Here is a 15,842-nt window from a genome sequence, read left to right on the forward strand (position 1 = left end):
GCGCGCCACAGTCTGGAATGCTATGCGCCTTTCGAGCCGTATCCCCTTCTGTCACGCCATGAATCCGCGCCTTTCCCTGCTGTTCGCCGCCCTGTTCATCGCCGGCTGCAGCTCCGGTTTCCAACCGCTCCACTCCAAACCCGCCATTCTCAGCGGCAACCGCCCCCTGCCACCGGAAGACCCGGTCTACGGCGTGCCCAGCTATGAGGCACCGCTGGTATGGGTGGTGGAGGCCCCCGCCACCGAGATCAAGGGCCGTACCCGTCTGGTCAGGCCCCGTGTCGAGCCGGCCGCCGAAACCCTGGCCCAGGCCGTGCTCACCGACCAGCAGGGCGACAAGGAAACCGCCCTGCAACTGCTGCTGCAGGCCGCCGACGCCGGCAACGGCCGCGCCCATTACGAACTGGCCCATCACTACCTGGTGGGTAACGGCGTGCCCGCCGACCCGGCCCAGGCCCTCAACCACCTCAGCCAGGCCGATGCCCTGGGCAACGCCGAGGCCAGCCGGGTGCTGGCCTGGAACTACCTGCGTGGCACCGGCGTACCGCTGGACCTGGACTACGGCAAGCGCCTGCTGGAGAAGGCCGCGCGCACCAACGACCGGGCCCTGCGCGAGTTGAGCCTGCTCTACCTCGGCACCTGCCAGCCCGACCTGGCCGACCGCGAACGCGGGTTGGCCCAGTTGAAGGTGGCCAGCGCCGCCGGCGACCGCATCGCCACCGCGCTGTACCAGATGGCTCAGCAGCAGGACGCCGGCCAGCCGCTGCCGGCCAGCGCCGAGCAACCGGGGCTGCCCTGCCTGGCCAGCGACCCGGTGGCCCCTGCCGAACGCGACGCCACCGCCATCGCCCTCGACGCGGAACCGGTCACCCGCGAGGCCGAGGCGGAAGCCACCAAGCGCCAGGCCCTCGCCGGTGACCCGCAGGCGATGTACGACTACGGCCAGCGCCTGCTCGACGGCACCTACCCGTCCCTGCAACCCGAGCTGGAGGCCTACGCCTGGTTCGCCGTGGCCGCCGACCACGGCCACCCCGAGGCACCGGCCCGGGTGGCCGGCCTGGCTCCGGTACGCGATGCCAGCGAACAGCAGCAGCCGGGCCTGGTGGAATCGATGATCGCTGCGCTGGACAGCGCCATCGTGGCCAACCCGAGCGGCCAGCCGGAGTGACGGGCGGGGTGGAATGCTGCCCGGCAGCTACCCCGAACTCAACGAGATTTTTCCGATTAAGACTGTAAATGTAGGGTTTTTCCTACGAAATAGAAGGGCATTACTTAATCCGGCCCAATGACGGGCTCCGCCCCTTTTCTGAACGCCGCGAGTCACTAACATGCGCCCCGCCCCCATCCGAGCCGAGGCCATGCATGACTCTGAGAACCGTCATAGTCGATGACCACCCGATCACCCTGATCGGCCTGCGCGCCCTTCTGGCCGACGAACCCAACCTTGCCATCGTCGGCGAGGCCCATGACGTCGACGGCCTCTACCAACTCCTGGACCGGCAGGCCTGCGACCTGCTGATCACCGACCTGATGATGCCGGACAGCCGCCAGGCCGACGGCCTGCGCCTGGTGCAACACCTGCGCAACCGCTATCCGCAGATGGCCATCATCGTCGTCACCATGCTCGGCAACGCCGCCCTGGCCAGCTCCCTGCTGCGCCTGGGCATCCAGGGCCTGGTGAGCAAGCGCGGCCTGCTGGCCGACCTGCCCCGTGCGCTGCGCGCCAGCCTGCGCCGCCCGTTCCTTTCCGAGTCGATCCGCCGTCAGTTGGGCGAAAGCGAAGCCGAGCACGGCAAGCCCCTGGCCAGCGCCGAGGAGCTTTCCCCGCGTGAGGCGGAAGTGTTGCGCCTGTACGGCAGCGGCATGGCCATCGGCGAGATCGCCCTGCACCTCAATCGCAGCAAGCAGACCATCAGCGCGCAGAAGAGCAGCGCCATGCGCAAGCTGGGCATCGACACCAATGCCGGGCTGTTCCACTACATCCAGGAAGCCGGGCTGTGCTGAAGCGGCGCGCGCTGGCGCTGCTCGCCCTGCTGGCGTTGCTGGCAGGCCCGGGCTGGCACGCCCCTGCCGGCGCCTCGCCACCGCTGGACCTGGCCCAGCTCGCCGCACTGGGCGCCGGCCTGCCCGAGCACCCGGTGCGCGTGGCGGTGGTGCGGCCCATCAGCCAGTGGCCGCAGTACCCCGGCAGCGCCATGCTGCGCGGCATCACCCACGACTACCTGGCGCGGATCGGCGCCTTCGTCGGGCGCAGCATCGAGGAAGTCCCCTTTCCCAGCGTCGAGGCCGCCATCCGGGGCCTCAAGGCCGGCGAAGTCGATCTGCTGACCCGCGTCACCGGGTACGAGCGGCGCGAGCCCGGGCTGGCCTACAGCCGCCCCTACCTGGACGACACCCCGATCATCCTCGGCCGCCGCGACGACCCCTGCCTGCCGCCGGACCTGGCCGACAAGCGCGTGCTGGTGCTGTCCCAGTACCTGAACCCCGAGCAGGTGCGCAACGCCTACCCCGCCGCCCACCTGGAGACTGTGCGCAGCACCGCCGAAGGCTTTGACCAGGTGCTCAGTGGCAAAGCCGATGCCTTCATCGGCGACAAGCTGCGGGTGGACCACCACATGCGCGCCCGGCCCGGTGTAGCCCTGCAGAACAAGTTCGCCGCCAACCTCTCCAGTGGTGGCTTCAGCTTCGCCAGCCGCGCCGAAGACACTCGCCTGCTGACGCTGGTGGATTACGTGCTCGGCACCCTCGACGAACACCAGCGCGAAATCATCCTCGCCCACTGGACCGAAGCGCCGCGTCTGTTCTCGCCCACCGGTGCCTTCGCCCTGGACAGCGCCCAGGAAGGCTGGCTGGACCGGCAACCCCGCCTGCGGCTGATCCTCGACGAGGCGCCGCCCTACTTCTTCCGCGACGCCCGGGGCAAATGGTCGGGCCTGGGCCTGGAGCTGCTGAAGCAACTGGGCGACACCTACCAGCTCAAGCTGGAACTGCTCGACAGCGAAGGTGCAGCCCGCGACCGACAACGCCTGGCACGGGGCGAGGCCGACCTGGCCAGCACCCTCGACGGCAGCGCGAGCCCCGGCGTGCTCTACACCGAGCCCTTCGGCGCACGCGGCTGGGCCTTCGTGGTCCGCCAGGACGCCAGTTCCCCCAGCTCCCTGGAAGCCATGACCGGCCGCCGCCTGGCCCTGCCCCGGCACCATCCGCTGATCGACTACCTGGAAAAGCGCTACCCCGCGATCATCCTGGTGCGTACCGAGAACGCACCCCAGGCCATGGAGCGGGTGCGCCTGGGCGAGGTCGACGCCAGCCTGGACAACCTCGGCGGCAGCCCCAGCCACCAGCAGTGGCTGGAGCGCCAGGGATTGCGCCTGGGCCAGCGCGTGGAAGCGGCAGCCCCGCCGCAGATGCTGGCGGTCAGCGGACAAGTGCCGGAGCTGCGCGGCATTCTCGACAAGCTGCTCGGCTCCCTGGCCCAGAGCGGCGAATTCGGTGACGGCATCAAGCTGCTCGCCGCGCCGGCCGGCAACTGGCTGGAGCGCCTGCCGGAGGACTTCTGGCACCTGTCGATCCTGGCCCTGGTGGTGGTGGCCCTGTCACTGCTGTGGAACTGGCGCCTGCGCCGGGAAATCCAACAGCGCCGCGAGGCCCAGGGACAACTCAGCGACCAGTTGGCCTTCCAGTTCTCCCTGCTCAACGGCCTGCCGACGCCGCTCTACGTGCGTGACCTGCAGGGGCGCCTGAGCACCTGCAACCGCGCCTACGAGCAGTTCTTCGGCTGCGACCTCGAGCAACTGCGCGGCACCACCGTGCGCCAGCAGGGCATCACCCCGGCGAGCCTGGCCCAGGCCATGGAGGCGGAGTACCAACTGCTGCAACAGAACCGCCAGCCGCGTTTCTTCGACGGTCGCATCGAGATCGACGGCCGCGAGCACGATCTCTACCAGTGGGTGGTGCCCTTCTACAGCGCCGGCGGTCAATTGCAAGGGCTGCTTGGCGGCTGGATCGACATCAGCGACCGCAAGGCCCTGGAGACCGAGCTGCGCGAGGCCCGCCGTGACGCGCTGCAGGCCAGCGCTGCCAAGGGGCGCTTCCTCGCCACCATGAGCCACGAGCTGCGCACCCCGCTCAACGCCCTGGTCGGCCTGCTGGAACTGGAGGCCCGCGCCCAGGCCACACCGTCCGAGAACCTGCGCATCGCCCAGCAGTCGGCGACCTCGATGATCGCCCTGATCGGCAACATCCTCGACCTGGACCGCATCGAGAACGGCAGCATGCAACTGGCCTTCGAACCGGTGGCGCCGCTGCCGCTGCTGCGTGGCGCGCTCGACCTGTTCGGCGCCCAGGCGCGCAGCAAGGGCCTGGAGCTGGAACTGGACTGCAAACTGCCGGCCGATCGCCGCTACCGGCTCGATCCACTGCGCCTGCGTCAGGTGCTGTTCAACCTGCTGGGCAATGCCGTGAAGTTCACTGCCCACGGCCGGGTGCGCCTGGTGGCCCGGGTCGAAGACACCGCGCCGGGACAATCGCGCCTGGTGCTGATGGTCAGCGACACCGGCATCGGCATTCCCCGCCACATGCAGGACCGCATCCTCGAGCCCTACCAGCAGGGCGGCGCTCAAACCGCTCGCCACTACGGCGGCTCCGGGCTGGGGCTGAGCATCTGCCGCCACCTGGTGGGCCTGATGGGTGGCCGCCTGTGGCTGGAAAGCGAGCCCGGCCAGGGCTGCGAAGTGGGTGTGGAACTCCCCGCTGCCTGGGAGGCCGCCGCCGAGCCACTGGAAGCCCCGGTGGTGGAGGCCGCCGGCGCTACGCGCGCGCTGCGCGCCCTGGTGGTGGACGACCTGTCGATCAACGGGCTGGTACTGGTGCAGCAACTGGAAGCCCTGGGTCACCAGGCGCGCTTCGTTGGCGACGGCGACAGCGCTCTGGCTGCCCTGGAGGAAGAAGCCTTCGACCTGCTGATCACCGACTGCAACATGCCGGACATGGACGGCTACGCCCTCACCGGTGCAGTGCGTGACCGCGAGGCTCAGGACCAGCGCCCCCGGCTGCGCATCGTCGGCTACACCGCCAGCGCCCTGGCCGACGAGGCCCAACGCTGCCGCGAAGCCGGCATGGACGATCTGATGGTCAAGCCGGTGACCCTCGGCCGCCTGGCCGAAGCCCTGGCCTGCCAGGCCCAGGCCGAACCCGATGCCGAGGCCACGGCAGAACAGCCGGGCGCACTGTTCGATCTCGGTCACCTGGAAGGCATCCGCGGCGCCGACCCGACCCTGCTGGCGACCCTGATGGAAGAGTTGCGGCGCAACCTGGGGGACGAACTGGAACGCCTGGGCCAGATCCCCGACGGCACCAGCACCGAGCGCTACGTGGCGCAGACCGCCCACCGCCTCGGCGGGCTGGCCTGCACCATCGATTCGCCAGCCCTGATGAAGGCCTGCGAGGGCCTGCGCCGTGCGGAGGACGAGCACCGGCCAGCGGCCCTGGACGCCCTGCGCGGGGTGCTGCAGGCCTTGCTGGAGCAGGTTCGCCAGCGCACCGCCTGACGCTCGTCGGTGGGGTTGTGGATTGCGTCGGGCTCCCGGCACGTGGCGATTGCCCGCGCCGGGGGCTTCAGGTAAGAGGAGTGGTTTGCCACCACGCCCCTTCCCGATGAAAAACTGGATCGCCTCCTTCTTCCGCATCGTCCGCGACGACAAGGGCCAGACCCAGGGCTACCCCATCCCCTGGGACCCGGCCCGGCCCAGCCTGTACAGCGTCCTCCGGCCCTATGCCGAGGCCGCCGAAGGCCTGCCCGCCGGCGGCCTCGAACTGCCCGACGAAGACGCCGGGGACGGTGACGGGCTGAGCTGGGCACCCGGCGCATTGGACGGCGTACTCGGCCACCACGCCGCCGGCGATGACCTGCAGGCCGCCCAGGCCATCCACGACCTGCTGCTGGCCACGCTGGACGACCCGACGCCGAACCTGCCTCGGCTCTACCAGCAGGTGGCCGATGGCAGCGTGCTGGCCTTCATCGACCCACTCATCGAACGCCTGCTGGCCCGCCCCGGCCTGCCCCGCGCTCGGCTGCACGCGCTGGCCCTGTGGCTGGCGCGCAGCAGCCCGGATCGCGGCGCCGTGAAGTTCGCCCTGGCCCTGCTCGGCGCGCTGGACAGCGGCAGCCAGCGCGAGCTTTTCCTCACCTTCGGCCTGCACGAGGAATTCACCCTGTACGCCGCCGTGGCCCTGGGCTGCAGCCTGGCGCCACCGGAACGCGAACGCGCCTGGTGGAGCCTGGCGCGCAAGGTCCATGGCTGGGGCCGCATCCACCTGGTGGAACGCCTGGCACTGGCGCCCTCGCCCGAGGTGCAGGAATGGTTGCTGCGCGAGGGTTACCGCAACGCGATCATGGTGGAATACCTCGCCTACCCCTGCGCGGTGGGTGGCAACCTGCTGGCGGTGCTGAGCGGGCAGGACGTCGACGACGGCCTGCTGGATGCCGCCAACGAACTGGTGGGTGCCCTGCTGGCCGGCGGCCCGGCACGGGACATTTATGACTACGCCGACGGCGCCGAGGTGGTGCTCCTGCTGCTCGACCACCTGGCCCGCCGCCCGCCACGGGCCCTGGCCCATCTGATCGTTGCCGCCCAGATCGCCGACTTCATCGAGAGCCCCCATACCGACTGGAACCTGCTGCATGTGCATGGCTGGAGCGAGGCGCTGCGCGAGGAAATCCTCCGACGTGCGCGGGAGCTGTGCCAGCCGGAACGCTGGGCGGCCCTGGTGAACCAGGGCCTGGACGAGGCCGATGACAGACGCTTCCACGAAGCGGCCCAGGCCGCCGGCCTCCTCGGCATCGACTGCTGGGAACGCTGGCTGACCCGCCAGCGCGAAGGCCGCTCCAGCGCCTGGTACCACCTGATGCAGAGCGACGACCCGGCCCGTATCGCCCAGGTGCTGGACCTGGCCCGCGAACGCCTGGACCTGGCGGCCATCGCCAGCGGGCCGGGCACGGCCCTGGGGCTGGGCCTGGCGTACCAGGCCCACGGTGACCTGGACTTCATCGTCCAGCGCCTGGGCGCCTTCCCCGGCCAGGGCTGGGACCTGCTGGATACGGCCCTGGGCAGCCCTGTGGTGCGCAACCGCCACATGGCCCTCAATGCACTGGAAGCCTGGGGCCGCGAAGGCTGGCCGGCGGAGGCGGTGCAACGCCTGCGCCGTGCTCATGACCAGGAGCCGGTGGAGGACCTTAAAAGACGCTTCGGCGAACTGCTGCAACCGCAACTGGTGGAACGCCCCGCGCCCTGACGGCGCCCTGTCACCAGGGCGCCAGCATTGCGCGGCAACGGCATTCTGATACGGCTCCCGCCTTTGGTCAGGGCGCGGGCCGTTGCAGGGGACTGCGAACGGATGGAATGGCTTGTCGGGGTGAAACCCGGTACATGCGCATGAACACGCGAGGCCTGCCGAACATCAAGGCCATCGCCTTCTCGATACTCTCCCTGGAACAACCCGGCCTACCCGCACCTTCCCGCCCGATCGACCGCATCGAGGGGTGGCTGGAGGCGCGCTGGGCTACGTCATCACCGACATCCGCCCGTCGCGCCAGCGCCCGGGGCAGGCGCCGGTCGGGCCCTACAGCGAACTGCTCAGCCTCCGGCGCAACGAGGAGTGAGGCTCAACCCAGCTGGGAGGGGTCGATCATGTCGCATTCGAAGGTGAGCCAGCCGCCTTCGGCGTTGGCTTCGCCGCCGGCGATGGGGCCGTAGTAGGTCAGCCCGTTGCCCAGGGTGATGCAGACGTGGGTGGGCTCGTCGGGGGCGTCCAGCTGGCCGTTGAAGTGAACGCGCATCAGCCCGGGGGAAATGGACTCCAGGCCGATGTCGACGCCGGTGTTGTCCACCGCCTCGGTTTCGCGGCCCCGGTGTTCCGCGCTGACGGTCAGGGTGACGGTTTCCTGGTACATGCTCTGGCTCCTTGAGTGCAAATGCCCGCCAGAGTACGCGAGGCCCGTAAGCGCCGCCATAGGCGGCTTGCACGGGTCGCGAGGTGCGTCCCGTTTGCCCTCAGAACAGCTCCAACTGACCGTCCAGCAGCTTGTCGAAGTCGCCGCCGACGAAGGGCAGGATGGCATCCGCCACCGGCTTGAGCTGGCGACTGACGTAGTGTTCGTAGTCGATGGGCGTGCGCCGGGCCTCCAGCGGCTCGGGCCCGGCGAGGGCGATGACGTAGCTGATCCAGCCGCCACTCTGGTACTGCCGTGGACGCCCCAGGGCCTGGTTGTGCTCGTCCGCCAGGCGCGCGGCGCGCACATGGGGCGGGACGTTGCGCTGGTAGTCGGAGAGCCGGCGGCGCAGGCGCTTGCGGTACACCAGCAGGTCGTCCAGCTCGCCGGCGAGGGTGCGCTGCACGTAGTCACGCACCCAGGCCTGCCAGGGCTCGCCGCGGAACACCCGCAGGTACAGCTCCTGCTGGAAACGCTGAGCCAGGGGCGACCAGTCGGTGCGCACCGTCTCCAGGCCCTTGAACACCATGTCCTCGCGGCCATCACGGCGCACCAGGCCGGCGTAGCGCTTCTTGCTGCCCTCCTCCGCGCCACGGATGCGGGGCATGAGGAAGCGCTGGTAGTGGGTTTCGAACTGCAGCTCCAGGGCGCTGGTGAGCCCGAACTCGCGGGCCAGGTGCTCGCGCCACCACTGGTTCACCCCGGCCACCAGGGCCTTGCCGATGGCCACCGCCTCGGCTTCCTCATGGGCGCGGCCAAGCCAGACGAAGGTGGAGTCGGTGTCGCCGTAGATCACCTGGTGCCCCTGGGCTTCGATCAGTTCGCGGGTGCGCCGCATGATCGCGTGGCCGCGCAGGGTGATGGACGAGGCCAGGCGGGTGTCGAAGAAGCGACAGCCGCTGGAGCCGAGCACGCCGTAGAAGGCGTTCATGATGATCTTCAGCGCCTGGGACAGCGGCGCATTGCCCTCGCGCTTGGCCGCCTCGCGTCCCTGCCAGACGCGCTCGACGATGGCCGGCAGGCAATGCTGGGTGCGGGAGAAACGGGCCCCGCGAAAGCCCTCCACCGAGGCCTCGTCACGGGGGTCGTGCAGCCCTTCCACCAGGCCGATCGGGTCGATCAGGAAGGTGCGGATGATCGAGGGGTAGAGGCTCTTGTAGTCCAGCACCAGCACCGAGTCGTAGAGGCCCGGGCGGGAATCCATGACGAAGCCGCCAGGGCTGGCCTCGGGCTGCTTCTCCCCCAGGTTCGGCGCGACGAAGCCCTGGCGGTGCATGGGCGGCAGGTACAGGTGGGTGAAGGCCGCCACCGAGCCGCCGCTGCGGTCGGCCGGTAGGCCGGTGACGCTGGCCCGCTCCAGCAGGAAGTCCAGCAGCCGGGTGTGCTCGAAGATGCGCGTGACCAGCTCGCAGTCCTTGAGGTTGTAGCGGGCCAGGGCCGGCTTGTCCTCGGCGAACATGCGGTTGATCTCGTCCATGCGGTGATAGGGGTCGTCGATGGCCTTGCCCTCCCCCAGCAGCTCCTGGGCGACGTTCTCCAGGCTGAAGGAGGCGAAGTTCCAGGTGGCCGAGCGCAGGGCCTCGATGCCGTCGATGATCAGGCGCCCGGCGGCGTCGGCGAAGTAGTGGTTGCTGCGGCTGCCGTGCTCGCGCCAGCCCATGACGTCGCCGCCGCGCCCGAGGCGCATCGGCACCTTGAGCCTGCGGGCGTGGTCGTTGAGTACGCGCAGGTCGAACTGCACCAGGTTCCAGCCGATGATGGCGTCCGGGTCGTGCTCGGCCAGCCAGCGGTTGAGGCACTCCAGCAGCTCGGCACGGCTGTCGCACCAGGCGAGGTCGAAGTCCACGCCGCTTGCGTCGCCGTTGGGTGGGCCAAGCATGTACACCTGGCGCTGGCCGCAGCCTTCCAGGGCGATGGAGTACAGCTCGCCGTACTCGGTGGTCTCGATGTCCAGGGACACCAGGCGCAGGCGCGGGCGGTAGTCGGGGGCGGGCTTGAGCTGGGCGTCCAGCAGCAGGCCCTGGCCGTCGTCGCGACCGCCGAACAGCACCGGCGCGGTAATGAAGCGCTCCATCAGGTAGCGCTCCGGCGGGCGGATATCGGCTTCGTAGACGTCGACGCCGGCCTGGCGCAGTGCCCTGTCCAGGGCGATCAACTGGCGGTGCTGGGTGCAGTAGAGGCCCAGCACCGGGCGTCGGTGGAAGTCACGCAGGGCCAGGGGGCGCAGCTCGACGCCCCGCTCCTCGCGCAACAGGGCTTCGGCGGCCTGGCGTTGCTCGGCGGGGATGAAGGCCACCGACACCTGGGGCGCCACGCGCACGCGGCGCGGACCGGCGTCGGTGGCCAGCCAGAACTCCACTTCGGTGCCGGACGGCGTGTCGCGCCAGTGTCGGGTCAGCACGAACCCCTGTTGCAGCTCCACCATCCGCCCTCATTGCGATCAGGGCGGTGATTCTACAGGGCCGGGGCCGGCTTGCCTTCAGGCGAGGCGGAAGGCCAGGTGGCTGCGGGCGGCGGCGGCGAACTCCTCGGCCAGGCCGAGACTGAGGCGCTTTATGAGTCCGGCCGAGGCCAACTGACTGGCCGCCAGGCCGGGGACGGTGAGCACGTCGTGGCGGCTGCGGTGGGTGAACTGCAGGGTGAAGGCACCGTCCTCCTGGCGGGTGACGCTGCAGGCATGGTCGGGCAGGTAGAGCTCGAACAGCCGCGCGATGTCGTCGGGCGTGAGGGTCATGGGAGGGGTCCGCAAGGGTCGAATGAATGGCGCCAGAATAATCGCAGCGCAGCGGCTGTCCACTGCCGTGCGGGGCAACACGGACGGGCGGTGCGACCGTGCATCGGCGTTCCTCGCCCTGCAACCAAAGGCTGTCCAGGCTTGTCACAGGGGATGCCCGTTGCGCGGGTACCGCACAGGTTGCGTAGAATCCCCCTCCCGGCCCGTCCTCGCCCGGCAGCGAGCGGTGGCCGACTGCGCCAGCGCGGGAAAGCGCTCGGCGACTTTCACCCCCGGATGCCCTCGCATCCCAGCCATGGAATCTGAAATGCCGCAAAGACACGTGATCAATGCCTCGGTAAGCCCCAAGGGCAGTCTCGAGACCCTCTCCCAACGTGAAGTGCAACAGCTGAGCCAGGCCGGCTCCGGCAGCGTCTACACCCTCTTCCGCCAGTGCGCCCTGGCCATCCTCAATACCGGCGCCCAAATCGACAACGCCAAGACCATCCTCGATGCCTACAAGGATTTCGAGGTGCGCATCCACCAGCAGGACCGTGGCGTGCGCCTGGAGCTGTTGAACGCCCCGGCCGATGCCTTCGTCGATGGCGAGATGATCGCCAGCACCCGCGAGATGCTGTTCAGCGCCCTGCGCGACATCGTCTACGCCGCCAGCGAGCTGGACAGCCTGCGCATCGATCTGGAGAGCTCCCAGGGCATCACCGACTACGTCTTCCACCTGCTGCGCAACGCCCGCACCCTGCGCCCGGGCGTGGAGCCGCGCATCGTCGTGTGCTGGGGCGGCCACTCCATCAGCACCGATGAATACAAGTACACCAAGCGCGTCGGCCACGAGCTGGGCCTGCGCAACCTGGACGTCTGCACCGGCTGCGGCCCCGGCGTGATGAAGGGCCCGATGAAGGGTGCCACCATCGGCCACGCCAAGCAGCGGGTGGCCGGCGGCCGCTACCTGGGCCTGACCGAGCCGGGCATCATCGCCGCCGAGGCGCCGAACCCCATCGTCAACGAGCTGGTGATCCTGCCGGACATCGAGAAGCGTCTGGAGGCCTTCGTCCGTGTCGGCCACGGCATCATCATCTTCCCCGGTGGCGTGGGCACGGCGGAGGAGTTCCTCTACCTGCTGGGCATCCTCATGCACCCGGACAACCGCGAGCTGCCCTTCCCGGTGGTACTCACCGGGCCGAAGAGCGCCGCTGCCTACATGGAACAGTTGCACGCCTTCGTCGGCGCCACCCTCGGGGCCGAGGCCCAGGCGCGCTACCGCATCATCATCAACGACCCCGCCGAGGTGGCCCGTACCCTCTCGGCCGGGCTGAAGGAGGTGAAGCAGTTCCGCCGCGAGCGCAACGACGCCTTCCACTTCAACTGGCTGCTGAAGATCGACGAGCGCTACCAGCACCCGTTCGACCCCACCCACGCCAACATGGCGGCACTGGACCTGAGCCGCGACCTGCCGCCCCACGAGCTGGCCGCCAACCTGCGGCGGGCGTTCTCCGGCATCGTTGCCGGCAACGTCAAGGCCACCGGCATCCGCCTGATCGAGGAACACGGCCCGTATGAGATCCACGGTGACCCCGCGATCATGGACCCGCTGGACCGGCTGCTGCAGGCCTTCGTCGAGCAGCACCGCATGAAGCTGCCCGGCGGTGCCGCCTACGAGCCGTGCTACCGCGTGGTGCCGCGCCACGCCTGACCGACGCCGCCCGCCCGGGCACTGCACCCGGGCGGGCGGCGTAGAGTCCGCATCACGTCGTATCCCCCTCCATACCTGCAACAAGCCTGCCGCTTCCCTTCCTGGCCATCCGTGCCGGGTGGCGAAGCCGTCACCGGGTCCTGCCGCCGAGAGGCGTGACTCCACCTGAACGAGACGCCCCCACCGATGCCCCCTACCCCGGTCACCCGCCAGGGCGGCTGGCCGTGATGGCTCTGGCGGCGTTCGCCTGCTGGCGCTACGCCGCGCAACTGGGGCTGCGGTCGGGCGCCTAGAAGAGTTCGTCGAGCTGCTGGAAGTAACGCCGCCGCTCCGGCTGGTCCGGGTAGGGCAGCTCCGCCAGCAGGCGGTCGGCAAAGGCCGGGGAAATTTCCTCGCCCAGGTTGCGGTGGGCGAAGGCGATGTCCATCCAGGGGTCGGCCACGCCGCCGCGCCCCAGGTCGAGGAAGTACAGGCGGTCACGCTCGTCGATGAACAGGTTGCTGTCACCCAGGTCGCCATGGGCGAACACCCGGCCCTCGTCGGGCAGCCCCTGGTGCAGCAGCGCCAGCAGGTCACCGGTGTTTTCCAGGTCAGGCCACTGGCTGAGGTCGACGTCGTCGGCCAGCAGCCCGTTGGCCAGCAGGTAATCCAGCTCCCGCAGACGCTCGGTGATACCGGCACGCAGTGGGCAGCGGTCCACCGCTACACCCTGCAGTTGCCGCAGCGCGTCCAGGAAGGCCGCCAGCACGCGCTCGTGCTGGCCGTCGTCCACCAGGTCGTACAGGGGCACGCCGGGCACGGCGCGGGTGATCATGCAGGCATGCTTCTGGCCCTCTTCCACCAGCACGAGCTCCGGCACCGGCAGTCGTCCGGCCAGCCAGTCGAGCACGGCGGCCTCGCGCACCACGCTGTAGGTGGTGGGGGCGTAGATGGCCGGTGACAGCTTGAGGAAGAAGCGCTCGCCGCGCTGTTCGAAGGTGTAGACGGGACAGGGCGATTGCCCAGCGTCGTCACGTTCGAGGGGTGCGTCGCCAATGAAGCGAAGGGTCTGGGGCGGAAGAGTCAGGTTCATGTCGGAGTCCTTTGCCGAACCAATGGGTGCAAGCCAGGCTTGCGAAGCGGCAGCGAGCCTACTGCCGGGCCACTCGTCGGAAAAGCTACAGGTGGCCGCAGTCTGGGCGGATCAGATCCCCACCCACTGCAGCAACAGCCCGAGCCCGCCGGCGCAGGCGAGCACTTCGATCACCCCGCGCCGCCAGCGCAGCAGCGCCAGTGCGGCGAGCCCGGCCAGCACGGCCGAGGTCCAGTCGAAGCGCCCGTCGAAGCCCAAGGGCCAGAACACGTGATAGCCGAAGAACAGCGCGAGGTCGAGGATCACCCCCACCAGGGCCGCGCTGATGGCCGTCAATGGCGCGGTGAAGCGCAGTTCGCCGTGGGTGGACTCCACCAGCGGCCCGCCGGCGAGGATGAACAGGAACGACGGCAGGAAGGTGAACCAGGTGACCAGCACGGCAGCGACGGCGCCAGCGAGAAAGGCCTGCTCGGGGCCGAATACCTGCTGCGTGTAGCCGCCGATGAAGGCGACGAAGGCCACCACCATGATCAGCGGGCCCGGTGTGCTCTCGCCGAGGGCCAGGCCGTCGATCATCTGGGTGGCGCTGACCCAGCCGTAGTGCTCGACCGCGCCCTGGAACACATAGGGCAGCACCGCGTAGGCGCCGCCGAACGTCAGCAGCGCAGCCTTGGTGAAGAACCAGCCCATCTGGGTGAAGGTGCCTTCGGGACCGAAGGCCGCCAGCAGCAACCCCATGGGCAGCGCCCACAGCAAACCGCCCACCAGCAGCAGGACTGCCAGCCGCCGTGGGTTGAAACGCGCATGGGGCGGTGGGGGCGTGTCGTCGTCGATCAGGGCCGGCCCGTGGCGGGTCACGCTGCCGGTATGGCCGCCCGGCTGGAAGCGCGAGGGCGCCAGACGCCAGCCGATCCAGCCGGCCAGGCCGGCGCCCAGCACCACCAGGGGGAACGGCGCATCCAGGGCGAAGACAGCAAGGAAGGCGACCACGGCCAGCAGCTTGAGGCCCGGGTCATGCAGGGTGCGCGAGCCGATGCGCCAGGCGGCGTGCAGCACCAGCGCGGTGACGGCCGGCTTGATGCCCCGGAACACCCCGGCCACCAGGGGCTGCTCGCCATACACCAGGTAGGCCCAGGCCAGGCCGATCAGCAGCACCAGGGAAGGCAGCACGAACAGCAGGCCGGCCAGCACGCCGCCGAGGGTGCGGTGCATCAGCCAGCCCAGGTAGGTGGCCAATTGCTGGGCCTCAGGCCCGGGCAGGACCATGCAGTAGTTGAGGGCGTGCAGGAAGCGCCGCTCGGAGAGCCAGCGCCGCCGCTCCACCAGCTCCTGATGCATGATCGCGATCTGCCCCGCCGGGCCGCCGAAGCTGATGAAGCCGAGCCGCAACCAGAACGGCAACGCCTCGCGCAGGCTGACGGCAGTGGGTGCAACGGGGGTCAGGGGCTCGGCAGGGGTGTCGGGCATGGTGCGGCTCGGCGGATCGGTGGGGGCAGTCTGCACGTCGGACATGACGCTCAGGCGTCACGCAGCAGGTCGTGGGCGTCCAGCAGGCGCCAGGCGATTTCGGGGCGCTGTTCCAGGGCCCGGCGAATGGCCGCCGGCACGGACTGGCGCACCTTGCGGCAAAGGCCCGGCATGGGCTCCAGGCGGATGTCGAGGCCGCGCATGCTGCGCACCTCGTTATGGCCCGGGCCCAGGTGCAGGCGCACGCCCAGCAGCTCGAACAGGCGCTGCTGCATGTGGTGCAGGTCGTCCAGGTCCCGCAGCTGCTCCAGGCGCTCCAGCAGGCGCTTCTCTTCCATGCGGGTGAGGCGCAGGGCACGCAGGTCGGCCCCCGGCGTTTCCAGCAGGCGGTCACGGTCGCAGTCGCAGGTGCCCGGTGGGCAGGGGGCGCGCAGGGGGAAGGCGTCGTTCATGGGGCAGCAGCATAGCCAGCAGCCGGGCTTCCGCGCCACGCCGTCATGCAGGTTGCCCGGCCCTCGCACGCGGCATCGTGCAGGCTGCACGAAACCTGGTGCGGCGCGCCTGCGACAAGCCCGGCCGCGCAGGCGTTGCCGCCTGTCGGGACGCTGGCACGAGCCCTGCATCGGGGGTCAGGTCCAAACACACCACAGGAAGGACCATGTTCACCGCCATCAAGGACATCTACGACGCCTTTCCCGACCACAGCGTGGCCGTCACTCCGCGCCCCGACGGCAAGTGGCTGCTGTCGATGTGCCGCAACGACCGACTGGAACTGACCCGCGCCTTCGACGGCGAGGCGGTGTTCTGCAAGCGCCGCATGCACGCGCTGATCCGCGACGTGGCGCTGGAGATGGCCAGCCTCGCCCGCCGCTCCACCTGACCCGGCGGG

Annotated in this window: 12 protein-coding genes; 6 read left to right on the forward strand and 6 right to left on the reverse strand. The window is 69.7% G+C overall.

Annotated elements, in window-relative coordinates:
- Positions 1-22: 22 nt before the first annotated feature.
- The 4 genes from A9G05_RS20930 to A9G05_RS27720 all read left to right on the forward strand — a co-directional run bounded on the left by A9G05_RS20930 (position 23) and on the right by A9G05_RS27720 (position 7,293).
- Positions 23-1,168: a tetratricopeptide repeat protein gene (locus tag A9G05_RS20930; protein ID WP_069562781.1), complete on the forward strand. Its 1,146-nt coding sequence runs from the start codon at positions 23-25 to the stop codon at positions 1,166-1,168.
- A 194-nt stretch (positions 1,169-1,362) separates the two neighbouring features.
- Positions 1,363-2,004 carry a response regulator gene (locus A9G05_RS20935; RefSeq protein WP_069562782.1) on the forward strand — a complete coding sequence of 214 codons (642 nt, stop codon included), beginning with the start codon at positions 1,363-1,365 and terminating at the stop codon, positions 2,002-2,004.
- Complete coding sequence (locus tag A9G05_RS20940; RefSeq protein WP_083272625.1) at positions 1,998-5,549, forward strand: ATP-binding protein; 3,552 nt, start codon at positions 1,998-2,000, stop codon at positions 5,547-5,549. Before A9G05_RS20935 ends, A9G05_RS20940 begins: the two co-directional genes overlap by 7 nt.
- A gap of 106 nt (positions 5,550-5,655) precedes the next feature.
- Complete coding sequence (locus A9G05_RS27720) at positions 5,656-7,293, forward strand: hypothetical protein (protein WP_083272626.1); 1,638 nt, start codon at positions 5,656-5,658, stop codon at positions 7,291-7,293.
- A gap of 370 nt (positions 7,294-7,663) precedes the next feature.
- On the opposite strand, the gene A9G05_RS20950 is transcribed toward A9G05_RS27720, so the two are convergent.
- The 3 genes from A9G05_RS20950 to A9G05_RS20960 all read right to left on the reverse strand — a co-directional run bounded on the left by A9G05_RS20950 (position 7,664) and on the right by A9G05_RS20960 (position 10,724).
- On the reverse strand, positions 7,664-7,951 hold the full coding sequence (locus tag A9G05_RS20950; RefSeq protein WP_044404077.1) for a hypothetical protein: 288 nt from the start codon (positions 7,949-7,951) through the stop codon (positions 7,664-7,666).
- Positions 7,952-8,051: 100 nt separating this feature from the next.
- The gene (locus A9G05_RS20955) at positions 8,052-10,412 is read right to left on the reverse strand and encodes a DNA polymerase II (protein ID WP_139131208.1); all 2,361 of its coding nucleotides are present in this window, start codon (positions 10,410-10,412) and stop codon (positions 8,052-8,054) included.
- 57 nt (positions 10,413-10,469) lie between these two features.
- Positions 10,470-10,724: a hypothetical protein gene (locus A9G05_RS20960; protein ID WP_069562784.1), complete on the reverse strand. Its 255-nt coding sequence runs from the start codon at positions 10,722-10,724 to the stop codon at positions 10,470-10,472.
- Positions 10,725-11,031: 307 nt separating this feature from the next.
- Here A9G05_RS20960 and ppnN point away from each other — a divergent pair, with 307 nt between their 5' ends.
- Positions 11,032-12,414, forward strand: a complete 1,383-nt coding sequence (ppnN, locus tag A9G05_RS20965) for a nucleotide 5'-monophosphate nucleosidase PpnN (RefSeq protein WP_069562785.1) — start codon at positions 11,032-11,034, stop codon at positions 12,412-12,414.
- Positions 12,415-12,703: 289 nt separating this feature from the next.
- Here ppnN and A9G05_RS20970 read toward each other — a convergent pair whose 3' ends face one another.
- The 3 genes from A9G05_RS20970 to A9G05_RS20980 all read right to left on the reverse strand — a co-directional run bounded on the left by A9G05_RS20970 (position 12,704) and on the right by A9G05_RS20980 (position 15,405).
- Positions 12,704-13,486: an APH(3') family aminoglycoside O-phosphotransferase gene (locus A9G05_RS20970; protein ID WP_069562786.1), complete on the reverse strand. Its 783-nt coding sequence runs from the start codon at positions 13,484-13,486 to the stop codon at positions 12,704-12,706.
- 111 nt (positions 13,487-13,597) lie between these two features.
- Complete coding sequence (chrA, locus tag A9G05_RS20975) at positions 13,598-14,953, reverse strand: chromate efflux transporter (protein ID WP_069562792.1); 1,356 nt, start codon at positions 14,951-14,953, stop codon at positions 13,598-13,600.
- Positions 14,954-15,003: 50 nt separating this feature from the next.
- Entirely contained in the window at positions 15,004-15,405 is a 402-nt protein-coding gene (locus A9G05_RS20980; RefSeq protein ID WP_069562787.1) for a hypothetical protein, read from the reverse strand.
- Positions 15,406-15,611: 206 nt separating this feature from the next.
- Here A9G05_RS20980 and A9G05_RS20985 point away from each other — a divergent pair, with 206 nt between their 5' ends.
- Positions 15,612-15,833 (forward strand): hypothetical protein, encoded by a 222-nt coding sequence (locus A9G05_RS20985; protein WP_069562788.1) that lies wholly within the window; start codon positions 15,612-15,614, stop codon positions 15,831-15,833.
- The last annotated feature ends 9 nt before the right edge of the window (positions 15,834-15,842 follow it).

Origin of the sequence: Pseudomonas sp. ENNP23 (assembly GCF_001728945.1) — a bacterium.
Taxonomy (GTDB): domain Bacteria; phylum Pseudomonadota; class Gammaproteobacteria; order Pseudomonadales; family Pseudomonadaceae; genus Metapseudomonas; species Metapseudomonas otitidis.